The organism is Bacteroides sp. Phil13, from assembly GCF_001940965.1.
Taxonomy (GTDB): domain Bacteria; phylum Bacteroidota; class Bacteroidia; order Bacteroidales; family Bacteroidaceae; genus Bacteroides; species Bacteroides intestinalis.
The window spans coordinates 1-26399 of the sequence record NZ_MSHA01000005.1; the positions used below are offsets into that span (position 1 = coordinate 1).

13 protein-coding genes and 1 pseudogene are annotated in these 26399 nt (G+C 43.6%); 4 read left to right on the forward strand and 10 right to left on the reverse strand.

The genetic code is table 11. The annotated features are described in order from the left end of the window. Positions 1-227: 227 nt before the first annotated feature. The 4 genes and pseudogenes from BWI44_RS00775 to BWI44_RS00790 form a co-directional block, all read right to left on the reverse strand. The gene (locus BWI44_RS00775) at positions 228-743 is read right to left on the reverse strand and encodes a hypothetical protein (RefSeq protein ID WP_195208516.1); all 516 of its coding nucleotides are present in this window, start codon (positions 741-743) and stop codon (positions 228-230) included. 196 nt (positions 744-939) lie between these two features. Continuing rightward, entirely contained in the window at positions 940-2715 is a 1776-nt protein-coding gene (locus tag BWI44_RS00780) for a hypothetical protein (protein ID WP_286810393.1), read from the reverse strand. Between the two features lie 778 nt (positions 2716-3493). Then, positions 3494-4303: pseudogene (locus BWI44_RS22345) on the reverse strand (O-antigen ligase family protein); the annotation flags it as partial. A 3-nt stretch (positions 4304-4306) separates the two neighbouring features. After that, complete coding sequence (locus tag BWI44_RS00790; RefSeq protein WP_286810397.1) at positions 4307-6232, reverse strand: hypothetical protein; 1926 nt, start codon at positions 6230-6232, stop codon at positions 4307-4309. A 233-nt stretch (positions 6233-6465) separates the two neighbouring features. Between BWI44_RS00790 and BWI44_RS00795 the strand changes: the two genes are divergently transcribed. The 4 genes from BWI44_RS00795 (at position 6466) to BWI44_RS00810 (ending at position 12281) form a co-directional block, all read left to right on the forward strand. After that, positions 6466-6981 carry a DUF4348 domain-containing protein gene (locus BWI44_RS00795; RefSeq protein ID WP_138290843.1) on the forward strand — a complete coding sequence of 172 codons (516 nt, stop codon included), beginning with the start codon at positions 6466-6468 and terminating at the stop codon, positions 6979-6981. 103 nt (positions 6982-7084) lie between these two features. Continuing rightward, positions 7085-7777 carry a DUF6250 domain-containing protein gene (locus tag BWI44_RS00800; RefSeq protein WP_195208511.1) on the forward strand — a complete coding sequence of 231 codons (693 nt, stop codon included), beginning with the start codon at positions 7085-7087 and terminating at the stop codon, positions 7775-7777. Positions 7778-7819: 42 nt separating this feature from the next. After that, positions 7820-10885, forward strand: coding sequence for a chondroitinase family polysaccharide lyase (locus BWI44_RS00805; protein ID WP_195208675.1), 3066 nt, complete (start codon positions 7820-7822; stop codon positions 10883-10885). A 28-nt stretch (positions 10886-10913) separates the two neighbouring features. Beyond that, the gene (locus BWI44_RS00810) at positions 10914-12281 is read left to right on the forward strand and encodes a sulfatase family protein (protein ID WP_195208510.1); all 1368 of its coding nucleotides are present in this window, start codon (positions 10914-10916) and stop codon (positions 12279-12281) included. A 9-nt stretch (positions 12282-12290) separates the two neighbouring features. Here BWI44_RS00810 and BWI44_RS00815 read toward each other — a convergent pair whose 3' ends face one another. The 6 genes from BWI44_RS00815 to BWI44_RS00840 form a co-directional block, all read right to left on the reverse strand. Further along, positions 12291-13232: a tRNA-dihydrouridine synthase family protein gene (locus BWI44_RS00815; RefSeq protein ID WP_195208509.1), complete on the reverse strand. Its 942-nt coding sequence runs from the start codon at positions 13230-13232 to the stop codon at positions 12291-12293. A gap of 236 nt (positions 13233-13468) precedes the next feature. Further along, the gene (locus BWI44_RS00820) at positions 13469-16369 is read right to left on the reverse strand and encodes a chondroitinase family polysaccharide lyase (protein ID WP_195208508.1); all 2901 of its coding nucleotides are present in this window, start codon (positions 16367-16369) and stop codon (positions 13469-13471) included. A gap of 130 nt (positions 16370-16499) precedes the next feature. Next, complete coding sequence (locus BWI44_RS00825) at positions 16500-18080, reverse strand: RagB/SusD family nutrient uptake outer membrane protein (protein ID WP_138290849.1); 1581 nt, start codon at positions 18078-18080, stop codon at positions 16500-16502. 23 nt (positions 18081-18103) lie between these two features. Further along, on the reverse strand, positions 18104-21283 hold the full coding sequence (locus BWI44_RS00830) for a SusC/RagA family TonB-linked outer membrane protein (RefSeq protein WP_138290850.1): 3180 nt from the start codon (positions 21281-21283) through the stop codon (positions 18104-18106). Between the two features lie 165 nt (positions 21284-21448). Continuing rightward, the gene (locus BWI44_RS00835; protein WP_117691324.1) at positions 21449-23008 is read right to left on the reverse strand and encodes a sulfatase family protein; all 1560 of its coding nucleotides are present in this window, start codon (positions 23006-23008) and stop codon (positions 21449-21451) included. A 267-nt stretch (positions 23009-23275) separates the two neighbouring features. Next, on the reverse strand, positions 23276-26399 hold a 3124-nt coding region (locus tag BWI44_RS00840; protein WP_286810406.1), incomplete at its 5' end, for an ATP-binding protein.

Here is a 26399-nt window from a genome sequence, read left to right on the forward strand (position 1 = left end):
TAAAATCCTGTTTGGATTTTGCTTGGTTTCATTTTTCAGACTCTTTTGAGGTTGTTTTTCTGTTTTCAATAGTAACATAGCTGACTATGTAACAACTGAAAATAGAAAAACAACTCAAATTTGTCTTGTACTCCCTAAAACTATAGGATGCTTTTAGTTAACTTGATATATTTGCTTATATGTTGAACAAATGTTATCGTTTGATATTTATTTTTTTATATAAACTTTCAATCAAATCCTAGATCTTTCCAATACCAAAATTTGTCTTTAGAAGTGTCTCCATTGCTGAAGAGTAATACAAATTCTATGTCTTTTATAATGAAATTGCCGAAGTATTCCCTTATAGCCGTATTATTATTTATTCTATTTTTATCTTTGTATGTTATAAAGCCACCCATTGAAGGATATGGTTGGTGAAACTGGACAAAGCAACAATATAATGGGAATTTCTTTTTAAGGTGAAATTTACCATCATCCTTGTATGATATTTTTATAGCTTCTACCTCTCTTGGAGACTTAATGGATATCACAGACGTGCCTACTAGATGAAAATCTAATTCAAAATCATCTGCAAATATTCCGAATGGTTTGTTAATGTACTTTTCTATTTTCTTCCCTGTAAAATTCGCTTTCACATATTCAAGCGTATCGTTATTGCATTCTTGCAAGGATATATATCTGTCTTGTGCAAAAGCGGATATAGATATCACCAATAGTGACCAAATTAGAATTAAATTTTTCATAAGTTTGTTATTTACAGTTATACGGTATAATTTTATCATCAATCGTTTGGGTATAATATAATCCGAAAGAGTTGCTGCTTGAAGGCTCACTTTTCAATATACGAATCCCTGAATTAGTCTGTTCGGCCAATTCGGCAAGCGACATCATGTGTCTGTCGGTTTCGGATAATCCTTTCAGTTCCTTATAGATACTTTCTCATTTTTTATCTAAATCGGATTCTGCTTTAAACATCTTTGTTTCTGTATCTGAGAGACAGTCCGAATATTTAGAATAAAACAGTTTTGCTTTTTGGATATCTTCAATATATAGTGCATAATTACCATTGGTGGTATAGACATACGTGGTTGAATAAACATTATTATCAGACACCCATTTGGCTGTATTTAAGAAGTCGATTCCGGACGGTGGAGTATCGTTAGGATGATTATGTATGGTAGCCACAGTTGTAGTAAGTATAGTGACTTTGACACTGGTTGGAGAATTACCTTGTTCTAATCCCCTCAATCTATACACCTTTTCATCTGCATAATAAGATAGACCGATAGAGTTTTCATTATCTTCATTGGTTTTGAGAAGATCTTCAAAATCACTGAAAGCAAATGTTTTGGGACCATCAGGATAGGTATTCTTCATCGTATTATACATAGTGTTCGCACTTGCTTTGACCTTGTTGGAAGCAGGAATTGAATCACAGTTGCTATGAACTTCTTTACAGTGTCTTTTTTCACAAACCGGACATCTTTTTCCATCACATATTGGACAAGAAACACTCGCCCTTGTGGCTATGCCATCCATAATCAGTCCTCCACACTCCGGACATTTGGGGCCGTTACAGTCATCCGGATTGTCCGGCTCTGTATTTTCATCATCGCAAGTGCAAGGATCATTGCCGCAATTAGGACAACAAGTGCAGGGATAATTACGGCAATCCGGACAACAGATGCAAGGATCGTGTCCACAATCGGGGCATTGGGAATAGCAAGTGCAAGGGTCGCTTCCACATACGAAACACACATTGCAAGTACACGGATCATTCCCGCAATAATAGCAACAGTTGCAGTCGTCAACGTTTTGTCCACATCTGGTACAATACTCAATCAAGACTTCGCATCCGCCACCGTCGTATGTATGATACAAACCACAAAAGGCACAATAGTAGACATCATTTTCCCAGTCGATAGAATAACTGGAAGCTGATAAGGAACGGTCTACCAGACTGATGGAAAGGAAGTCGTTGTCTTTCGAATAGTCGGATTGTTGCTGGCATCCAGCCCGGAAGATTTTGTGCGTTCTTTTGCCATTGGTATAATAATAGGCCGATTGGATGCGTCCGCTCGGATAAGACTTGTACCATACTCCGGTGAAAGCATGGTCGTCGGGAATATGACGCATTGTTTTCATTTTTTTCCCGTGCTTTTTCATATAGTCTTTTTCTCCTATCAGGGTAACCATATAGCAATCTGTCTTTTTCTTCCCGAGCCTCTGTTCAAACACAAGCATGGACTCCGGTCTGACACGTTCAAAGATAGTTTTTTTTCCTTTTCGTTTCATTGTTTTATGGGCATATAATTTCCCGCCACTGATATTCAGAGGTATTTCTATATAGACGGATGCTGAATCTGACCATTCTCTGGCTTCATCCCATAGAGGAACAATGTTACTCTCTTGAATATCCGGCAGACCGCGTGTGTGATGCTTATGCTGACACGCATCAGTGTGTACGTGAGTACTGTCTTTCGTGGTATCTATGCTATCATTCATTCCATGACCACCGTTTGCCTTGTCTTGTGTTTGTGGCAAAGTCAATAGGGGGATGTGCGAATAATACTTTTTTACTGCGTTGAGGCTTATGGCGTCATCCGTTGTTTTCTGATTCCGCTCTTGCCGTCGCGAGTAGGGTAAATCATCAAAGCACGAATTCCATATCACTGCGAATAAGGCTAAGATGAATATTAGTTTTTTCTTTTTCATAACTAATGTGTTTTTGTTGATTAATAATACATCCTTTTTTTCGGTTAAAATTCTTTTATTCTCTCTCACCTCCTTCCTTTGTTTTGCTCAAATACTCTTTTGCCAAATGTTTCACTTGAAGAGCGGTAGAGCCTTCTTGTTTGAATTTACTATGAATGATCGTGTGGGCGCTATTCAGTGCCTTATGGGTTTGGCCGGTTTCGACGTAGTGGCGAAACAGATAGTATTGCGGCAAGACGTGTCCCGGAGCCATATCGCAGGCGATTGACAGAAACCGTTCCGCTTCCTCGTATTTCTGAAGCCGGTGACAGCAATTGCCTAAGTCGTACAAGATCCTTGAGGAAGGAAATAGCACGGATGCCCGCCGTAACATGACTTCTGCTTTGGGATAGCTTTTATTTTTGTAGAACTGCATAGCACAGGAAGCAATGTATATATGGTTATTCTTATAGCAAGGATAATATCCGAATAGTTTGTCCTCCAGTCCGGCACCGGGCAAGCACCCGTATTCATGAATCATACTTTTTAATTCCCGTTCTTCGGACTTGAATCGCCATGCTCTGTAACTAAGGAGGCATGACGCCGACAGGCAGATGGTTATCAAGATATATCGGGGATAATAGCAGATGTTTTTTCCCGGATATGATGCCGCCATGACGGTTACCAGCAATATGATGGGCGTGATTTCCAACGGATATGAAAAAAAGGCAAAGATGCAATAGAAAGATAATACGGGGTGGAAAAACGACATGCTTCTGAACAACAAAAATAGCAGAATAAGTCCGATGATTCCATATTCGACTATGATGCGCAGGTATTCGTTGAAGGCATGGCTGTTATCGGACGCTTTGAGCTTGTAGGGAGAGTCCGGATGGTTTGCAAAATACTCGGCTTGTGTGTACATGTACCGGGATGCAAAGGTGTTTACGCCCGAACCTGTTAATGGGGAAGTATGAAGAAGCTGTCCGCTGTTTTTCCATATAAACAATCGCGCGTCGGCAGATTCTTTCTTCAGGAAATAGAGGGCTGCCAAGCAAGAAAGGCACAATACCGCTACGGGAAATAGGTGCCGGTATCGGATTTTGCGGTGCCTTGCCAATAGGTGTATAAGGGATATGAGCAGAGCTATCCATGCGGCTCGGGAATAGGAGAGGATGATAATTCCCGATATTGAGGCTGCTGCGGGTATCAATAGGGTAAAGATTGTTTTTCTGTTCTCCTTATAGCACAACGACATAAATTCTACGATTAATATCAGGCAGGCACCGATATAACCAGCCAAAGGTGCCGGATTCTTGAAACTGCCTGTAACCGGGAAGTTGTTGTGGTTGGATTCTGCCCAACCACAAAATTGCCCCCATGCGATGAGGGACTGAATAAATCCGGTAATTGCGATTATACCCAATAACTTGTATTGACAGGACCGTGTCAAGCAACGCACTGTTGCATAGCAGAGTGCAACGCAACCCCATATCAGCCAATCATTTTTGTCCATAAGGTTATCGGACGTTCCAACGGTGTGGCAAATAAGGTAAAGCGCGAATGCGCAAGCGTATAAGTCGGTATATGTAAAGGCTTGTTTTATCATTTTTTATCTGAAGATGACTCTGTTTCTTTCAAATGTGAAAATTCTCTCTTCGCGTCCTTTCGTATGGTTTCTGATCCAATACAGCCCGTTGACGGGTACCGAATCGAAATCAATGTATGAATATTCGGCCACTTTCATGCCCAGGCTGTTGAAGCCTTTGTCGTCACCTACCAGTAGCTCGTAAGTCTCACCGGGTACTATATTGTTATCATCCGTCAAAGGCAAGTAATGAATGCGGCTGATGCTGGCCGGAGCGCCCAAATCAATAGCCACCCAATCCTGTATTTCGGCGGAAGTTAATTTGTCCCGGTCGGATAGGGCTGCCTTTTTCTGTTCAAATCCCTTTTCCTTGGGTGATGCGAAAAAGTTCCCTTTTAATGGAACGGTGTCATTGCCGGAGAAAAATTCCAGTTCAGCGATTGAGGTCTTTCTTGGAATCAAAATTCTCCAATACCGGTATTTATATGGATGAGAGATGAAATGATCCGCATAGTTGGAATATGCGTTTTCTGACAAGGTGGATACTTCGACTGAGGGGATGAAAGAGGGGAGATGTGAAGCTTCTATTTTTGCCCCTACCATTTTGTCGCTATTGCGGTTGACCCAATTAACCAGCGGATATTTACGTTTGAGGCGCAGTGTCTGCGTCTGCTTTTTATCGGGGCGCAAATAGTGGGGCTTTCCTGTACTGGTTATTAGAAACGGATAGGATGCGGGAACTATTTCATCATTGATCCAATATCCTGCAATGCAGGCAATGCCGATTCCTACATTTTCAAATGTTACTGTATTCTTGCTGATCTCCCCGAAATGTATCGGGACCCATTTCTCATTATTAAATGCGCATAGGTAGGCGAATTTCCGTTTTTCCGTACTTTCATGGGTCAAATGGATATGGATGTTGAAAGTACGCTGATATTCATGGGATACATCTTTCACAAATGGGTTCTCAAAAAATGGGGGGATTGGTTCGTCTTTCACGATTTCCGATATCCAACGTCTGTTGCGGGCGTATGACCGACGAAAAACCTTAATCGTACCGTTATGTGGATTTAAGGAGCGTTCGGGACCGGAATTATATCCTTGAAAAGGATAAGAATGTCCTGTATAGTGCAATACACTATTCCAATAGTGCCGGTTTCCGCGAACGCCATATTGTGGAGTATAATCTATGTGGACAGGTACTCCTAAATCACGCATCACATATTGGACGCCATAGACATATTGAACACAATTCCAGTCTTTTGCATTTTGTGATATTAAAGGATGCCGAAATCCGTGAAATATTTGATTGGCGTAAACGGTTGATTTATAAAGTATATCATTTACAGCCTGGCATGCCTGGTAAGGAGAATATGCATATTCATCTATATGTGAGAGCCAGTCTATGGTAGGGGAGAATTCCGGTGACAATGAATCTCTCCAATGGGATAAAGGTTCGATATCAACTCTATATGGAAGTAATGTCTCGCAAAACTCGTCAAACGTCAAATGCTTTCCCCAGGGACCTTCCCAATGGAGAAAAGCCTTGTCTATATTATCTATTAAATAATCAGCCTTGATAATCTTTATATCTTCCACCTTTTGGGGATGGGCTAATTTTAGCAAGCTTGCCTGATAAGGGTAAACATCAAACATGGCTCTTATATGTGCAGGAGCTTTAAGATATGCGTCATATTGCAAAAGATGTTGTTTGTAATTGCTTAATTCATCTGACAGAATGGAATAATGTCCCGGCATGTTTTCTATTAAAAACTTTGCTGCTTTTAATTTCAAACTATCGGATTGGTTTACGGAGTAGTGTAGCAAGACCTTTTCCAGTTCAATATGGTTGTCTCCACTTTGCGATATTGCTTGCTCTAACTGACTTTCTTGTTGGATACATGATGTCAGAATACTAAAAAGCATAAATGATATTATTGTTTTCATAAGTATTGGATATATCGTGTTATTGGCAATAAAGGAACGGATATAATATGTATCTTCTTTGTAATATTATCTCATATGTTTGAAGATATGGGAACGGATGGATTATCCTTATTTTCTGCGGATAAGATAAACTACACCTTAACAATATTAAATAAGTTTGTTTGTTTTGTATCGCTTTCGGATTTTGCATTATCTTTGCGCCTGATTAATAAACCCTTTGACATTGTAACCAGATGAAGGCAATTCACTTTGTATTTTGTCTTTTCGCGGTACTTATGCTGACGACTATGAATGGTCATGCTGCCGCAACTAATGAGGACTTCCAGACATTCCTCAAGAAATTTACTTCCAGTGCTTCTTTCCAGTATTCCCGTATCAAGTTTCCGTTGAAAACTCCCATTGCCCTGTTAGAGGAAGATGGTGAGACGGAGAAAACTTTTCCGTTTACACGTGATAAGTGGGCGTTGCTGGGTGAAGATGCGTTTAAAGAAGAACGCATCACAGACGAAGAGGGCGGAGTTTATGTCTCCCGGTTTACCGTGAACAACCCCAAGCATAAAGAGTTTGAGGCTGGCTATGATGAGTCGGAAGCTTCCCTTCGCGTAGTGTTCGAGCTGATTGATGGAAAGTGGTATGTTACCGATTGCTATACCGATTGGTATAACTTCGATCTTCCTATCAGTGAGTTGCCGGAAACTATCACTACAATAGAAGAGGAGAATAAAGCGTTTGAGGAGATGCATCCTTAAATTACTAAAATATACCTTTTTTGTACGATTTATGTGTCATTTTCTCTAAAAAGTACCGTTTCTTTGCAATGTGGAAATATTGTAAACGAAACTAATACCGGAAATGACACGTTCAACTTTCATACATATTCTGTGGAAATGTATTTTCCTTTTTCTCCCTTGTACTTTATTGGCGCAAGAGCGCGCTTCTTTGGGCCATTGGATTGCCGAAGACCAGTCGGGGATGATGGACTTCACCATCCGTGAAGATACGCTTGAACTTATCGTGCCCGAAGGGCTTACTTTATGGTATAAAGACCGCCTGACCGGTGATTATGAAATCAGTTATCATATCTGCATGGTGATGAATGGCGGAGAACACGATCGTCTTAGCGACATGAACTGCTTCTGGGCTGCAAACGATCCGAAACACCTTGGCAAACTATTAGCTCGCTCCACTTGGCGAAATGGCATCTTCCGTAACTATAATACATTGAATCTGTTCTATGTAGGCTATGGTGGTAATGATAATACCACTACCCGTTTTCGTCGTTACTACGGTCAGTTTTACGATGTAGATGAGGCTCGCATCAAACCTTTGATTAAAGAGTATATCGATCCTGTTCATCTATTGAAGCCGAACCGATGGTATCATATCCGGATTCGTGTTCTGAATAATAGTACCACTTTCTTAGTAGATGGTGAGGAGCTTTTCCGTCTGCCTCTCGAAGCCGGTGCAGGTGATGGGCACTTTGGCCTGCGTCTTCTGCAAAATCATGTTCGTTTCACTAACTTCCATATCGAACGCTTGAATTAATCCCATTAATATTCTCATACCATGATGACGAAACTTAATCTGATGAAATCTACCCTTGTTGCTGCATGTGCTGCACTGTTTTCCTTTAGCCTGTCGGCACAAGTTGTAAAGAATGACCGGTTACTCTCTTTTGAACAACCAGAGCTTCCTGCCGGGCTGAGCGCAACGAAAGCCACACTCGGCATCAGCGACCAACATTATAAAGACGGTACGCACAGTTTACGCTGGACCTTTGAACCCGGTTCTATACTAACCCTTCAGCGTGATCTGAAGTTCGAGAAGAAAGACCCCACCGGAAAAGACCTGTACCTTTCCGCCTTTATTGTCTGGGTGTACAACGCAAAAGCCCAGAATACTACTATTGAGTTTGAATTCCTGAAAGACGGAAAGAAGTGCACTTCTTTTCCTTTCGGTATTAATTTCACAGGTTGGCGTGCTGCTTGGGTCTGCTACGAGCGCGATATGCAAGGTACTCCTGAACCTGGGATGAATGAACTGCGTATCGTTGCACCCGACGTGAAAGGAGAGTTGTTCATTGACCATCTGATAACTGCCAGTAAAGTGGATGCCCGTCAGCAAACTGCTGATGTGCAGGTGCCTTTCGTTAATAAAGGAACCACTAATCATTGGCTGGTGATTTATGAACACTCCCTGTGGAAACCGGAAATAGCCCTTACTCCGGTTAGTGAGAAGGACAGACAAGATATGCAGTTGATGGAAAAACGTTTCCGCGATATGCTTTATACTCCTTCTAAACTGACAGAAAAAGAGATGGAAGGTATTCGTAAGAAATATGATTTCTATGGGATTACTTATAAGAACGGTGTTGTAAGCGGACTACCCATCTTCATGGTACGACAGGCAGAAGCTTACGAACGTATGTATCCCAACTGGGATAAAGGCATGTTCACTAAGTTAGGGATGGAGATGAGTGAGTATTTCAATCTGATGCGCCGGATAGCCTATGCCTATAACAATGCTTCGGATGCTGTGACAAAGGATGAACTGAAACAGAAGTTCCTGGCCATGTACGACCATATCACTGATCAGGGAGTAGCCTATGGCAGTTGTTGGGGGAATATCCATCATTACGGATACAGCATGCGCGGTTTGTATGTGGCCTACTTCCTGATGAAAGACGTATTGAGGGGAGCCGGAAAGCTGAATGAAGCGGAACGCACCTTGCGTTGGTATGCCATTACTAATGAGGTGTATCCTAAACCCACGGTCAATGGCATTGATATAGATACTTTCAATACACAGACGCAGGGGCGCATGGCAAGTATCCTGATTATGGAAGATACTCCTGAGAAACTTCAATATCTCCGTTCTTTCTCCCGCTGGATAGATTATGGTTGCCGTCCGGCACTCGGATTGGCCGGTTCTTTCAAAAAAGACGGTGCTTGTTTCCATCATCGCAATAACTATCCGGCTTATGCGGTCGGTGGTTTGGATGGTGCTACGAATATGATTTATCTGTTGAGTGGAACAGGATTCAAAGTATCTGAAATAGCGCACGAAACAGTAAAGAATGTATTGCTCACCATGCGTTTCTATTGTAATACCAAACAATGGGCTCTTTCCATGTCAGGGCGCCATCCCAATGGAAAGGGACAATTGATTCCCATACAATATGCTACTTTGGCATTGGCTGGTACTCCCGATGGAAATCAGAGATATGACCCTGAACTGGCTGCTGCTTATCTGCGTCTGGTTTCTTATACGGAAACTCCTGATAAGAATGCTCCTGATTATCTGCCGAAAGCATCTACCGCTTACGAACAAAAGCTAAAACAGCTATTTGAAGCACAGGGATTCCGCCCCGAGTCCAATCCGCAAGGTAATCTGGCGTTAGGGTACGGTTGTGTTTCAGTACAGCGCCGGGATAACTGGGCAGCTGTGGTACGCGGACATTCCCGTTACCTTTGGGCAGCAGAACATTATCTGGATGCCAACTTCTTCGGTCGTTATTTGGCTCACGGCAGCATGCAAATATTAACCGGAAAGCCCGATGAAATGGTTACTTTTACCACCAGTGGCTGGCAAGAAGCAGGATTCGATTGGAACCGTTTCCCCGGTACGACGACTATTCATTTACCATTCGACCAGCTTCGCGCTAAAGTGATGAATGTAGATACTTTCTCCGGTATGGAAGAAATGCTTTATTCCGATGAGGCTTTTGCTGGTGGCTTGTCTCAGGCGAAATTAAATGGTAACTTCGGCATGAAGCTTCATGAGCATGACAAGTACAACGGCTCACACCGTGCCCGCAAGTCTTATCACTTCTTCAATGGAACGATTGTATGTCTGGGTACGGATATTGAGAATACAAATGAAGAGTTCCCGACAGAGACTACCGTTTTCCAATTGGCAGCCACTACTCCCGAAATGCATGATTACTGGGCAGCTTATAAAAGTGACGGACAGACCTATATCGATCCTAACGGAGTAGGCTATTATCTGTCGAAAAACTCGATGAAAGTGGCAAAATATGAAAAGAATTTCCCACAAGTTACCGTAGGTGAACGTAATCCGAAACCTACTTCCGGTGATTGGGTTTCATTGGTATTAGAGCATGGAAAGGCTCCGAAAGGTGCTTCCTATGAATATGCTGTCCTGCCCCGTACGGATGCAGTTTCCTTGAAAGCTTTCGCAAAGAAACCGTCTTACAGGGTATTGCAACAGGATCACAACGCTCATATCGTTCGTTCTCTGACTGATAAGCTGACCTCATACGTACTTTTTGAAACACCACAGGCATTGCCTGAGGAGGGATTGCTGCAGAAAGCCGATACTTCCTGCCTCGTCATGATACGTGAAGACAGAGATAAACTTTTATTGACCGTTTCCCAACCGGACCTGGCACTGTACCGGGGTTCGAGTGACGAGGCCTTTGACAAGGATGGCAAACGCATAGAACGCAGCATCTATTCACGTCCCTGGATTGACAATGATAGTGGTGAAATACCTGTAACCGTTACTTTAAAGGGTGAATGGAATGTTGCAGAAACTCCCTATTGCAAAATGATTTCCAAAGATAAGCAGCAAACGGTTCTGCGTTTTATATGTAGGGATGCCGCCAGCTTCGATGTGGAGCTGAAGAGATAATGAAATTAATCCTTAAAATAGCGCTGTGATGAAAGTAAAGAATATAATGTTGTGTGCAACGGCTCTCGCTCCTTCCTTGGTTTGGGCGAAAGAGTTGCCTAATATCATCTATATTGTAACCGATCAGCAGACCGCCTCTGCGATGAGTTGCATGGGAAACGATGACTTGCATACTCCGAATATGGATAAGCTGGCAGAGGCAGGTGTCCTGTTCCGTAATGCCTATTGTTCTACACCCCTGAGTGGACCTGCCAGGGCGGCTATGTTTACAGGCTATACTTCGCACGAAGTAGGACTTGCCCGAAATGGTACGCCGATACCGGACTCATTGCGTAACCGGACTTTGGGAACTCTGATGCAGGATGTCGGTTATGACTGTATCTATGCCGGTAAATGGCATGTACATACAGCCTCCATGCCGAATAAAGAGTTCGGTTTTACTACTATCCATCCTCATAGTGATAATGGGTTGGCGGAAGCCTGTGTCGACTTTCTGGAACAAAAACATACCAAACCCTTCTTCCTGGTGGCGGGATTCGATAACCCGCATAATATCTGTGAGTACGCACGTAGCCAGAATTTGCCTTGGGGAAATATAGAAGACCTGCCGCAGAATGAGTGGCCAGGACTACCTCTTAATTTCGCTAAGAATCCCTATGACGCTGATGTTATCAGTTATGAGCAGAGCCTGAATTATTCGGCTTATCCTACCCGTAACTACACTCCGGATGATTGGCGTCGTTACCGAAGCCTCTATTACCGTCTGGTTGAAAAGGTGGATGCAGAAATCGGTAAGATTCTGAATGCTATAGATAAACAGGATTTATGGAAGAATACAGTCGTGATATTTACCAGTGATCATGGCGATGGAGTGGGAGCACACCATTGGAACCAGAAATCGGCTTTATATGAAGAGGTGGTAAATATCCCTCTGATTGTAACCTTACCGGGAAAAAAGAATGCCGGCAAGGAGATGCCGCAACTCGTGAATAATGGTGTCGATTTCTTTGCAGCAGTTTGCGACTGGGCAGGTATCCGGCTTCCTGAAGGGTTGCATGGTGTTTCTTTCAGACCGTTGGTAGAGAAAGCCGATCCGTCGTTGAAGCATCAGGACTACATTGTGACTGAAACCACTTTCGATAAAGGCGGGAACACACGTGGCTGGGCTTTACGTACCTCTCGCTACAAATATGTGTTGTACGACAAAGGTCTTTATCGTGAACAACTCTTTGATATGGAAAAAGACCGTGGTGAGATGCGCAATCTCGCCATCGAGGAGAGATACAAAGAGATCCTGCTGCAACACCGTGAGTACCTGCACGACTGGATGAAATTGCATCATGTAGCGCAGATACGTAAAGATGTACATACGATTCCGGGCGTAAATCCGGAATAAGATCAATGATTACCCCAACAAGCTGCGGACTGCCGCCTGGTAAGTTTCCAGCTTGTTGGACTTATGAATTGCTTTTTTGGCTTTCCGGTCTCCATCCGGCATTAGATATTCCCAGAAGTTCTTCATTTTCGTCAGCAGTTGCTTGTCTCCCCCTTCCAGAAGATTACCATACTGGGCAAATACGTCAGCATGGAACAATCTGAGTCTCTCCTGCATATCCTTTTCGGAAAGCGGATGTCCTTGTTGATACTCTAAAGCTAAGGCGGGATTGGCAAGCAGTCCACGACCTATCATGATACCTGCCAGTTGTGGGAAACGTTCTCTGATGGCCTGTATATTTTCTACTGTAAGTAAATCACCGTTATAAATAAGCGGATGGCGGCATTCGTTGTAGAAGGTTTCAAAACCTTTTAAGTCGACTTCCCCCTTATATTGTTGTTTACCCAGTCGGGGATGCATGATGATATGTGTCAGTGGCAGTTCATTCAGCAAGGGTAGCAAAGCCAGACATTCTTCCGCATTCTCCCAACCCAACCTCATCTTGACAGAGAACTTAAGGTCGGGGTGATTCTTTATGGCAGCAGTCAGCAACTCCCGCACCTCTTCGGGATAAGGAAGCATTCCCGAACCATTGTGACGTTTAGCCAAAAGAGGGAAAGGACATCCCAGATTTATGTCCACATTCTTATATCCTTTTTCGATGAATAGGGCAATTATCTGCTCCATTTTGTCCACATCGGGCGCAATGAGTTGCGGAATAAGCTGCACGCCACGGTTGTTTTCCAGAGTAATCTCACGCATATCTTTTTTTCGGATTTCTCCGTGCTCCACACGTACAAAAGGAGTATAATAACTCTCTATACCACCGAATATACGGGCATGCGCTTGTCGGTAAATAGCCTCGGTGTAACCTTGCAGCGGGGCAAAATGAATGGGGAGGGTATTCTGCATATCAATCAGTTATTCAATATTTCTACAAAGGTAACTATTTTAGCGGAATAACCATGTTCATTAAAACCATACCTGAACTATACTTGAGCCATACTTGCTCCGTACCAACCCCGTACTTCCTCCGTGTAGAGGTACCTCTGAGTGGAGAATGTACGGAGCAAGTCTGGTCTAAGTATAGCTCAAGTCTGGTTCAGGTATGTAGCCGAGTAATTACTACAAATATTCTTTCGTAGTTCTCAATCTTGCTGTAGGCTGAATTCTACAGGTTGTCCATGTTGGCAATGAACAGTGAGAATGGTATTCTCTCCGTCTGCTGTCAGGGTTACCTTTTCATTGGGCGTACTGATTTTCCATTTTCCTTTTAATTCTAGTCTCTTTTCAAGAACGCGGCTGGGATTCTTGGTGGTATATGCCTTTTCCTCAATATTTAGGTTTGGATCGCAAACGCTCATAATGATATTCGCTTTGTCCCTCCTATACATAACCATCGTTTCTGCCGGAATAAGACTAAGCAGGCTATCCCGTTGCGAGCGATAGGTTTCGAAGACAGCATAGGCGGTAATATCAGTTAATCGGTCGTGTACGATATGTGCACTATCATTCCGTTGTAATACTTCGTATGTTTGCGCAGCCTCATAGTTTTTTAATTCCTGATCGGTTGGCTGTATCCATACGAGGTATTCATACGTTCCATTTTTAGGGGCATTTCCATGTTCAATCCATGCTGAAGCGAAAGTGCCCTGTGTTACAGCGTGTGTTTTTTCATGACGGGATTCTTGTTTCGTGATCTGTATTTGTACATTACCGTCTTTCACGAAATAATGGTTATTGTAACCGTCCCGGATGGAAAGTAACTTTTCAGTAGTACCGGAAAGTTTCTTTTTGAAGCCAATCTCTTTTTCTTCTTCTCCGTTAACGAGGATGGTGCTTTTTCCTTTTTGGAATGTACTCTGGAAGAGAGTTGTTTCGGTTGGATATTCATTATTGCTGTTATGAATACCTGTTCCTAAACAGATCATCCTGTTTTCAAAACAGAAGACTGATTTGCGGGCTACGAAATCCGGGGTGAAGTTTTTCAGTTCACGTTCCATCAGTTTCGTAACAAACATGCCGTTTTTCCCTTCCAGTGAACTACTGCCTGAGAAATTTTCTTTGGAATGTGCCATGGTAGTTCCCGGTAGCGGGCTATCCAGCAATTCGAATGGTAAGTGGATGGTTGTAGTTCCCGGTAGGCGATTCCAATCCCAACCGTTCTCATCGTAACCGCTGGAAAGGCGTGAGGGGTATCCCATAATCTGGACAGAACCATAACTCTGATAACGTCCGTAGCGGTTATCTTTCCGGTAAATCTCAGATCCCCAGACGTCAGTGGTATACCCTTTTAAGGTTACCATCCAATCGCTTCTCCGGAAAATACCTGCCGCCCCATAGTTATATACAAAAAATCCTTGTGGGGCAGAGGCGGGAGTGATACCTTGCGTTTTGAAGTAACGCGCTTCGGGAGTATCCTTTTCACAAAGCCGCAGGTAGTCTGCTGCCAGATGATGATCGAAGGCATTACCTTCTCCTGATAAGTCTCCTGACAAGGCAAGATAAGCAAAAGCAGCTACATCATCCGCTTTCATCGAGCCGCCGAAAGGATGTCGTCCGCTGATGCCAACTCCCCACTCATATTTGTTGGAGTAGTTACGCATGGCAATAAAGGCGGATTTCAGTACTTGACGGGCTTCTTCGGTAGGTTCATAGACCGTTTTATTGGTTAAGGAGATGAATTGTCCTACCATGGCTAACACACCTGTGGTATAGGCCGGATAGAAACCGCCATGGTGAAAAGTGGTTCCGTCTACTTTGATGCCTCCGATAGTGCCCGGAGTGTATTGAAGAGAAGAGGATACCCAACGGGAAAGGCCTTTCAGTGCGCGTACTCGTTCCCGCTCGTCAGTGAACAGCAGTGCTGAAACTGTTTTAGCCATTAAAAGAGTATGCCAACTGTCCAGCAATTCATCTCTGCCGTATTGATAAGGCCGACGGGTTTCTTGCAAGGCAGACCAGAAAATGAGGGTAGACAAGATATTATCCCGGTTGGGAGTCTTCCAGATAGCGTCGCGCATTAACCAGGCTGTAGTATATATTTTCCGTACTTGATAGCCGTAATGATGATTGGTTCCCATTCCGCTACCGAAAGAGAATCCCTGATTGATGGCGAACTCCCAGACAGTGAAGTAATTCTGACGGGAAGATTCGGAATGATTGTAATAAGCATCGTAAGCGAATCCGGAGAGCATTGTTTCCAAGTCATTCCAGGATATTTCTCCTTTAGAACGGTCCAGTTCATCGGGAGTCAGGATAGGAGCACCTGTGAATCCTGTTCCGGAGCGCTGAATATTGGTTTTCTGAAAAACATCGTATGCTTTGGAGACTGCTTCTTTCGGTGCTTTTTGAATATCGAGGGCGGTGGTCAACCGTTGTTCCACTGTGCGCAGTTCCTCTTTTTCTGCTTGAGTGAGGGTGGCAGGTAGTGGGATATCATACTTATATTGTTCCCATTGCCAAACCCGGCACCAATGCCACAGGTCACGATAGGAAAGGGAGTTATTGTAAGGCATCTGCAAGTCGGGGGTAGTGCGGTCGTTCATCTTTTTCACAGGGAAAGTCAAACGATCTAGAAATATGCGGCCTTCTCGTTCAGGAGCTATCAGTCGATAACTTGCTATTTCTTTGTTTTGTTTATCTCCTTTCATGTGTTGGAAGCCAATCCAGCAAGCGCGCCAGCCAGCCGATGCCAACTGGAAACTGAACCAATAAGACACATCTCCTTGGGGGGAAAGGAACTCAAAACGAATGGAATCTTGCTGGGGGACTTCATTATAAATCCATAAAGTTATTCCGTATGAATTTTCCATTTGTTCATCAAGGGTGAGAAGCTGTTCCAGAGAAACATTGAGTTTGGAACCGGAATGGAAATCCCATTCCAGGCTTTGTTTCCCTTCTTTATAATACCGGGTGGACAGGGCGATTTTTCCCTTATCGGCTGTTGTAAACTCTTTGGGGATTTCTGTCTCAAAACCTATGAATTGAGCAAAAGATACTTGGCTGCATAGCAACGCAAGGGTGAATAGCAAGTGTTTTCTGGTCATAAGGTATATTGTTTTTTAAAAGTTATAAAAGAGGAGAGGAACCTCACGGTCACTCTCCTCCACACATATCAAATTGATTAAGGTCTATTTGATTTCATTTTAAGGTTAGAAGTTCTGTGTAATTAAATGATTATTTCCAATATTTGTTTTGTTCCAATTTGGTGTTTACACCAAGTTCCTTAGTCGGAATGGGGAGGAACTGGTTCTTTTCAGTTGTATTACTTACATACTGAGCCGCTCCTTTGGCATTGTTGGCAGTAGACCAACGTGCATCATTGACTGCTGCTCCCAAATCCTCTTTGATAGCCTTGTAGTAAATGCCCCAACGTACCAGGTCGTACTTGCGAAGAGACTCAAAGCAAAGTTCACGACCACGTTCATCACGGATCAATTTCTGGAAGTCACCGTATGACAAATCTTTCACTTCGTCAATTCCTGCACGTTTACGTACTTCGTTGATACATGTGTAAGCTAATGCTGTAGGACCTTGGTTTGCTTCGTTTTCAGCTTCAGCGAGCATGAGCAGTACATCGGCATAGCGCAATATGCAATAATTTTCCTGTGTATAGTTCTTATGTTTAGGGCTGCTGCTCTCCCATTCACGACGGTATTTCCCACAACGGCGGTCTACAATTTGGTTGTCTTTCCATGCAACTTGCACATCCTTATTGTTGAGCTTATAAGGTGCCATAGCCAAATCGCGGCGAGCATCTTTTGCATCATACAAGTCCCAGAGAATCAAGCTTCCTGCATAGAAAGCGTATGTGTAACCTGCACCTGTACCAGCTGAATTCTCCTGAAGGTTACCGATTACATTACCGATGCGGCTTTCAGTATAACTACCATCATCACGCGTTCCAACAAATTCTACTTCCCACATGCTTTCATTGTATGTAGTTTCATATTGGTCAGAAGCTAAAGCTTTCCACATGGCATATACATCCGGGTTCAGCTTATGTTTTTTAGAGTCGTACACTGCTTTAGCATACTTGGCAGCTTTTTCATAATATGGCTTTCCACCTTTTGAAGGTTCGCCTGCACGCCACAAACATACACGAGCCAGAATACCTTCTACTACAGTTTTCTTCACATGTGAAGGGGATGCATCATAGTTGCTGTCATCTACCATATCGAGGCAGTCTTCCATTTCCTGAATGATCCAGTCGAGTGCTTCGGCGTGGGGGGTAGCCTCCAGACTGCTGACGGTGATATCTTTTACTGTTTCTTTACGGATGGGCACTTCATACCAACCTTGTACCAGCAAGAAATGATAATAGGCGCGCAGGAATTTAGCTTCTCCTTTGATGCGTGCTCTTACTTTCTCGTCAGAGATACTGGCTCCATCGATATTGTCGAGCAATACATTGGCATTATTGATTCCTGAGTAAAGTGATTCCCATGTGTACCATAGATCGGTATTACCCGTATTATGTGAATTGGCCACTACCGCACTTGTTTGGTTTTGACGATAGTAATAACTCAAATCGTCAATATTGGACAACATGCAAGAATAACGGTTTCCATACACATGTTCTGCTGCCATTGTCCAGTATACACCGGCTAATGCCATTGTGCAATCAGTTTCATTCTTGTAGAATGTTTCAGGCGCTACAAAATCGTAGGGCTTGGTGTCAAGCATATCGCAACCAGCCATAGAAGTAACTATTGCCAAGATGCAAACTTTCTTGAAGATATTATTGATACTTTTCATATTAGTTTCTTGATTTTAGGTGATTAGAAGGTTATGTTAATACCAAGTGATGCGTTGAATGAACGCGGATAAGCGGACCAGTCGAAACCGGGAGTCAATACACTGTTACGTGTAGAAACCTCAGGATCGGAACCGGAATAACCTGTAATGGTGGCTATATTCTCTGCCGAAACAAAGAGTCTGGCTGCACTGATACCTAAAGAACGCAATGTATTAGGTGTGAAATTGTAACCCAGTGAGATGGTCTTTAACTTCAAGAACGAACCGTCTTCTATATACAGAGAACTGTAGTATTCTGCACCGATAGCTCTTGCACGTGGCATGTTGCTAGCCGGATTCTCAGGACTCCAGCGGTTTGTATAAGAAGCGAACATATTTGTATTCTTCTTGCTTTGAGGATTTTCAAATACCATGCGGTTCGCATTCAAAATATCGTTGCCGTAGCTCCATTGCAGGAAGATATTAAGATCCCAGTTCTTGTAGACAAAGTTATTGCTGAAACCACCTGTATGCTTGGGCTGTCCGTTACCAATAATGGTGCGATCGTCATCAGTGATTTTATTGCCTTCTTTATCACTTAGCTTCTTATATTTCGGATCACCCGGTTGGGCATCGTCTGAAATACGAACTACATCATCTTTCAGTTTGTATATGGTTTTGCCATTAGCATCAACTGAGGTGTTGAAATCTTCATATTTGTAAACACCGTCATAGATGAAACCGTACATACTTCCGGCTGCGTCACCTTTTTTGCTGATATAAGCAGGCATGGTCTTATATTTGTTATCCCAGTTTACGAAACTGATCATGTCATCTTGCCCGTAATTCAGTTCTACAATCTTATTGCTGTTGAAGGCAATGTTAAAGTTAGAAGTCCATGTAAAGTTCTTACCCTTGATGTTTATAGTTTCCAGTGTAAGCTCGAAACCTTTATTGCGTAATTTACCAACATTCAGTGTAGCACTGGAGTATCCGGAACTTGCGGGAACATCTGCACCCAACAACAGATCTTTGGTAGTTTTGATATAATAGTCCATTGTTACATTGATACGCCCATCAAAGAAACCAAGATCCAAACCGAAGTCATATTGTTCGGTAGTTTCCCATTTCAACTTTTCATTGGCCATTGATCCTAATACATATCCGGGATAGAAAGAACTGCCCCAAGGATATTTGTATACATTAGAACTGGTAACCAATTGTGCCATATAGTCGAAGTCACCGATACGGTTGTTACCTGTGAGACCCCAGCTTGCACGTAATTTACCGTTAGACAACCAAGGAAGTGCGTCGGATACGAACTTCTCACGACCGAATGCCCAAGCCAATGAAGCTGATGGGAAGTAACCCCAACGATTGCCGGGGGCAAATTTGGAAGAACCATCGGTACGCATAGATGCTGTAACATAATACTTGGATGCATAGTTGTAGTTGATACGTCCCAGATAAGAAATCATGGCGTTTTCTCCTTGTGATGCTGTGACAACCGGAGTTGCGGAACCTTTGCCGATACCGGACATTCCGAAAGCTTCGTTTGTAATCTGTTCCTGGGTAATGCTGCTAAGATAGCTGGTGTATTTTTGGAAAGTAGCACCGACTAAAGCATTCAGGTTGTGATTGTTCTTTGCATAAACGTATGACAATGTATTTTCGTTCAGGTAGTTTCTTGTCTCCTGTTGTCTCAGGAATGCATTGATACCTTTGCTTCGTGTATTAGACGGATGTGTATTACCGGTACTGGTTTGGCTTCCGTTGAATTCTTCTCTTTTGATGTCGCGTCCAGTGTATCCGGCAGTAACTTTGAACTTCAGGTTTTTGATAATTTCCCATTCTACACCTAAGTTGGCTTGCAGATGGTTGGTTGTGGTACGACGGAACTCATTCTTTGCAGAGAGTACCGGGTTGAAACGGTAGTCATTACTCATGTCCACATCGCTATCGTACAGTTCGGCCAGAAGGTCGGAACCGGAAGGAGAAACCGGACGATAACCCCATACGCTATACATCAGTGAGTTGGATACTGTTGTTTCTGCGGTGGAAGGATTGGGACCGTTTTGCACGTTGCTTGCAAAGTTTGCATTTGCATTGATCTTTATGCTCTTATTGATTCTTTGGTTGAAGTTGAAACGGCCCTGGTAACGAGAGAGGTCAGAGTTGATGATGACACCCTGTTGGTTGCTGTAAGAGAGTGATGCAGAGTAGTCCATTTTATCGCTGCCACCACTTAAACCTACATAGTGGTTGTGGCTGATAGCTGTACGATAAACTTCGTCCTGCCAATCATAGCTCTTGAAGTTTTTATAATCATCGAGAGTGATACCATCTTTCAGATAGTAGTAAGCAAACTCATCCACTTTTTCTCCATCTACTTCTTTGGTATTTCCTTCCATGATTTCTTTTTGCAGGTTGACGAAATCGTAGCCGTTCATCATGTCCATGGTGTTTCTTACTTTGCTAACACTGACACTACCATTATAAGAGAGAGTTGCTTTTCCGGCTTTACCCTTCTTGGTTGTGATGATAACAACACCATTGGCACCACGAGAACCGTAGATCGCTGTTGCAGAAGCATCTTTCAATACGTCGATGGATTCAATATCGTTCGGGTTGAGGGCGCTCATTCCGGAAGTCTCACTTGGGAAACCGTCAATAACGTATAACGGAGCAGTACTTTGAGTTAAAGAACCGGCACCACGGATTACGATATTAAAGTTGTCGCCCAGACCACCATCTGTGGAAGATACCTGTACACCGGCGATACGTCCACCCAGTGTTTCTGCTACGTTGTTGATAGGGGTTTTGGTCAAGTCGCTCATATTAGCCTTACCGATAGCTCCGGTTAAGTCGCGACGTTTTACGTCACCATAACCAACAGCCACAACGACAACCTCATCCAATGCCTGTGCGTCTTCTTGCAGAGTAACATTGAAAGTCTTTTGGTTTCCAACTTTAATTTCTTGAGTTTTATAACCTACAAAAGAGAATTGCAGGATATCAGAGGATTTAACATTGTCCAATTTAAAACTACCGTCAAGTGCGGTAATAGTTCCATTAGTAGTTCCTTTCACAACGACGCTAACTCCGGGAAGTTCTCCCATAGCATCAACAACTTTACCTGTAACTTGGCTACCTGTCTGTGCTTGTACGCCTAATACGCAGCAGAGAAAAGTTGCCAGTAGCATTAAGGTTACTTTCTGTTTCATAAATATTAAATTAATTAGTTATTAAAAAGGTTGTTCTTTCTCGTTAAACGACTCGAATCACCATGCAAATGTATGTGATTGAATAGAAGGCGACTTTCGCTAATAGTTCGCAAAAAGTACGAATTTGTACATTCTTGATAGAGAAGACCTGTTCTGTACGATTCCCTACCTTATTCCTTGGTTCTTACCTGCTTTCACCTGCTCTAGTAATGCTGAAAGCTCTTTTACCATCTCCGGATGCGTTGCCGCAACATTATCTTTTTCCGATGGATCGATGGAAATATTGTACAGTTGGGGTTCGGGATCGTTTCCTAACTCCATTCTCGTCCAATGTTCGATGGCTGGTTTGTTGCTTGGTTCGATGTATTTCCATGTTCCTTGAATAATTGATAAGGTATTATTCAGATTCTGCTGTACTACATAATCACATCCGGTATTATCTTTCCCTAAGAACGTAGACAGTTGGTCACGGCTGTCGGGAGCGACGGTTGCAGGTGTAAGCGGGTGATTCAGTAAGGTAGCCAAGGAAGCATACACGTCGATCATAGAGAATAAAGCTTGCTGTTTGCAAGGTTGAATACCGGCAGGCCAACGTACAATGAAGGGAATACGTGTTCCGGCTTCATAAGCACTATACTTACCGCCACGGTATTGTTTCATAGGAGTATGACCGTTCAGCAATTCGAAAGCCTGATCCTGATAGCCGTCGTCAATAACGGGACCATTATCGCTACAGAACACAAAGATAGTGTTATCTGCAAGGTTCAGACTATCCAGAGTATTCATGATCTCGCCTACAGTCCAATCCAGTTGCAGGATTACGTCGCCACGGGTTCCCATACCGCTCTTTCCGGCAAAACGGGCATGAGGTACGCGAGGAACGTGTACGTCTTGTGTACCCATATACATGAAGAAAGGTTCGTCTTTATGTTTTATGATAAAGTCTTTAGCTTTACCGGTGATGACATCTGCAATGTCTTCATCTACCCAAAGAGCCGATTTCCCACCAGTCATCCAGCCGATACGGGGAATACCGTTTACGATTGTATTATTATGACCCTGGCTGGGTTTCAGTTTTACGAGTTCGGGATTTTCCAGTCCGGTAGGCCAGTCACCTACTTTATGGTGGTAATTAACGGTAATGGGGTCGTTGGGGTCTAAACCTACAACGTGTCCGTTCTCTACGAATACGCAAGGTACACGATCCACAGTGGCGGGAATAATGTATTCATAATCAAATCCTATATCCTGGGTATTCGGCTTGATAAGATGGTTGAAGTCTGTACCTCCTTTAGGACCAAGTCCCAGATGCCATTTACCAACGGCTCCGGTAGCATATCCTTCTGCCTTAAACATGTCGGCCATGGTGACGCAGGCTGTATCGATAATGAGCTCGGAGTTGCCGGGGGCGATTCCTGTATTTTCCTGTCGCCAGGGATACATACCTGTCAGCAGACCGAAGCGGGAGGGGGTACTGGTGGAAGAGGTGGCATAGGCATTGGTGAACTGCACACCTTGTCCGGCAAGGCGGTCGATATTGGGGGTACTTATTTTAGTGGCGCCATAGCAACTCAAGTCACCGATGCCCAGGTCGTCGGCAATCAGGTAGATAACATTAGGTTTCTGACGGGTAGTGTCGGCGGTTTCTTTCTTCGACGGATTTCCGCATCCGGCTATCAGGGCTGCGCCCGGAAGAAGGGACCATAAAGGGGAAAAATGTTTCATAGCTTTTTGACTTTAGATTGTTATTTCTGAGGTCAAAGGTAGTGGCTTTTCCGGAATTGAGTGTATAAGGGAGTACAAGGGAAGGACGAAAATGTACATAATGCTAATGAGAACACTGGAATGTACAGAAGAAGATATTCTCCCTTTATAGAGAATCTTTTCTCAATATGGTGAGAGTTTCTTCTCAATGCGATGAGAATAGATTCTCTGTTTGATGAGAAAAGATTCTCACCATAGCGAGAAAGATGAGAAGACTCATACGGCTTATTAACCTTCTTCGTCTTCTTCATCCTTGCTTCCTGTATCCGCATCCTCTCCTTTGCGATAAGCCAGCGGACTTACATGGTATACATCCTTGAAACACTTTGAGAAGTAGCGGGAAGAGCTGAATCCGATCTTGTCTGAGATTTCGGTAATATTCAGTTCCGGATTGTTCCGCAACATCAAGGCACCTTTCTTCAGGCGAATGGTCAGGATGAAATCATTCGGTGTTTGTCCGGTGATGGCCTTCAGCTTGGTGAACAGGTTGGTACGAGCCATTGCCATTTCACGGGCGAAGATATTGACATTGAATTCCGTATTATCCAGATTCTTCTCGATGATGCTGATGGCACGATCCAGAATTTCCTTATCTATCGGGTTTGTTGCCAGCATCTGGGCATAGGCTTGCGGTTGCTTGCTGAACTTCTCTTGTAGGAGGATGCGTGAGTTTACCAGGTTGTTGCAACGGGAAATCAGCAAGTTCGTATTGAAAGGCTTGGTGATGTAATCATCTGCACCAATACGCAGGCCCTCGATGTTTTGTTCTACGGCGGTTCGGGCTGTAAGCAGCACTACCGGAATGTGGCAGGTATTGAAGTCGTTCTTAATCTGTTTACATAGCTCGGTACCAGACATCTTAGGCATAACCACGTCGCTTACTACGATGTTCGGCATTTCCTTCTGTACCAGTTCCAGGCCTTCTTCCCCGTCTGCGGCAGTCAGTACCTGATAGAATGGGCGGAAGATATTCTCCAGCATTTCACGGATGGAGGCATTATCTTCTACGATAACCATTTTAACGTCAGGCATGCGTTTTATCGGAGCATTCTCTTCCAACTCAGCTTTGAGTGAAGCATCGATTTCAGAAGTTTGTGCCTGTTCTATTTGTTGTACGGCTTCGGTCTTCTTACTGATTTCTTCCTGACTGAAATGAGCGTTTCCAAGATGGAGACGAATGATGAAGCTGCTGCCTTTGCCGAGTTCACTCTCTACCTTGATAGTGCCGTGGTGCAGTTCGATGATACCTTTCGTGAGGGCCAGTCCGATACCGGTACCAACACCGGTGGCAAGGCTATCCATTTGTTCCGTCTGATAGAAGCGGTCGAATATCTTATCTATCTCTTTGGCGTCGATGCCGCTGCCGGTATCAGTCACACGGATGACGGCTTCGTTACCTTCGGTGGTAATACTGAGGGTAATGGTATCCTCTGCCTGAGTGTGCTTGATGGCATTGGACAGGAGGTTGTTTATAACTTTCTGCATCTGTTTCTGGTCGTACCATACTTCAAGGCTTTCGCTATCTTTCTCGAATTTGAAATTGATCTGCTTGCTGCTGGCATATTCCATAAAAATAAGGTAGTTCTCATAGAGGAAATGCACGATGTTGTGCGGACTGACTTTTACTTTCATATGTCCTTGTTCCTGCTTGCGGAAGTCAAGAAGTTCGGTGATCAGTTCGCGCAACTGGATACTATTCTGGTAGATACTCAATATCTTATTATAGATAGTGGGTGTGAAGTTCTGCAGTTGCATCAGGGTTTCCACCTGCGACACGATAAGGGTAAGCGGGGTGCGGAATTCGTGCGAAATGTTGGTGAAGAAGCGTAACTTGGACTGGTTCAAGGCTTCTACATCTTGTATGTGCTTCTGCTCATACTTCAACGATTCACGTAGTTTGATTCTCGATTTGTATGTTCTGACCAGATACCATAAAAGGATAGCTGTCACTATCAGATAAATGAGATAGGCAAGAGGTGTTTTATAGTAAGGAGGCAATACGTGAATAGTCAGATGTACCTGCGGGCAAAGGGATTCTTCTTTCCCTTTGGGCTTAATCAGCAGGTTGTACGTTCCGGCATTCAGGTTCGTATAAGTGATGATGGGCTGGCCGCGCGTACTGTTCCAGTCGTCGGAGAAGCCTTCCAGTTTGTAAATGATTTCATCTTTATTCGCTGCCACGTAGTTGGAAGTGGCAAATTCAATGCTGAACATGGTCTGGTTTGCGTTCAGGGTGATCTCTTGGGTATGGCATAAAGATTGCGTCAAAATGCCTGTTTCATCGCTGACTTTCACTTCGGAACCGTTTACGATGAGGCGGGAAAGGATGATTTTGTAGGGCTTCGGAGTAAAGTTAAGTTCCAGCTCATTGAACGAAAGCATACCTTGTGTGCCGCCGAGGAATACTTCGCCATCTCGCGTTACACATAATGCATTCTCATTGACTGCTGTCAACGGGAAGCCGTTTTCTGCACTATAGTTCTGGAACTTCTCTGTTTTCTGGTCGAAGATGGAGAACCCCTGATTAGTGATAAGTATCAGTTTGCCGCTGACCGGGGATTCCTGCGTATCGTAGATACAATCGCTGACGAGTCCGTTCTTATCTTTGTCAAAGTTCTCGAAGTCATTGCTGGCAGGGCGATACAGGTCGAGTCCACTTCCTGAAGTGGAAAACCAGAGATTGCCCTTATTGTCTTGCATGATGTTGTTCACATTGTTATTGCTGAGGCTGTGCGGTTGTGCCACGTCGTGCCGGTAATTGGTCAGCTTGTTGGTATCGAAACGGTAGGAGAAGATACCTTCGCCCGTGGCGGCAATCCAGAGTGTGCCATTGTTATCTACTTCTACATCGGCCACCATTGTTATTTTGCGCCCTTCTTTGGTGTCTTTGAAGAGTTGCCGGCATTTTCCGCTTTGGGGATCAAACAAACATACGCCATTCTGGGTGGCGACAATTAACTGGTCATGATAAGGTGCTATGTCACGAACAATGTTTGATGGAAGCGTTTCCGGATTGCCTTCTTCCATGAGATAGTGGGTGAATGCTCCTGTACGGATATCGAGCTTGTTCAGTCCACCGAGATGAGTACCTATCCAGATGATTTCTTTGGCAGGATCATAATAGAGGGCTTTTACATTGCTGTGGGAGATACTATTATCCCCCTTTCCGGCAAGATACCATTTGAACTCACGTGTGCGGCGGTTATAGAAATTGAGTCCGCCACCTTCTGTACCGATCCATAGGTTGCCGTTTTTATCTTCAATGGTACGCCCTACTACAGGACTACTCAGACCTTCTTTCTCGTTTCTGGAGGCTTTGTACCGGGTGTAGATTTCATATTCAGGATTGAAG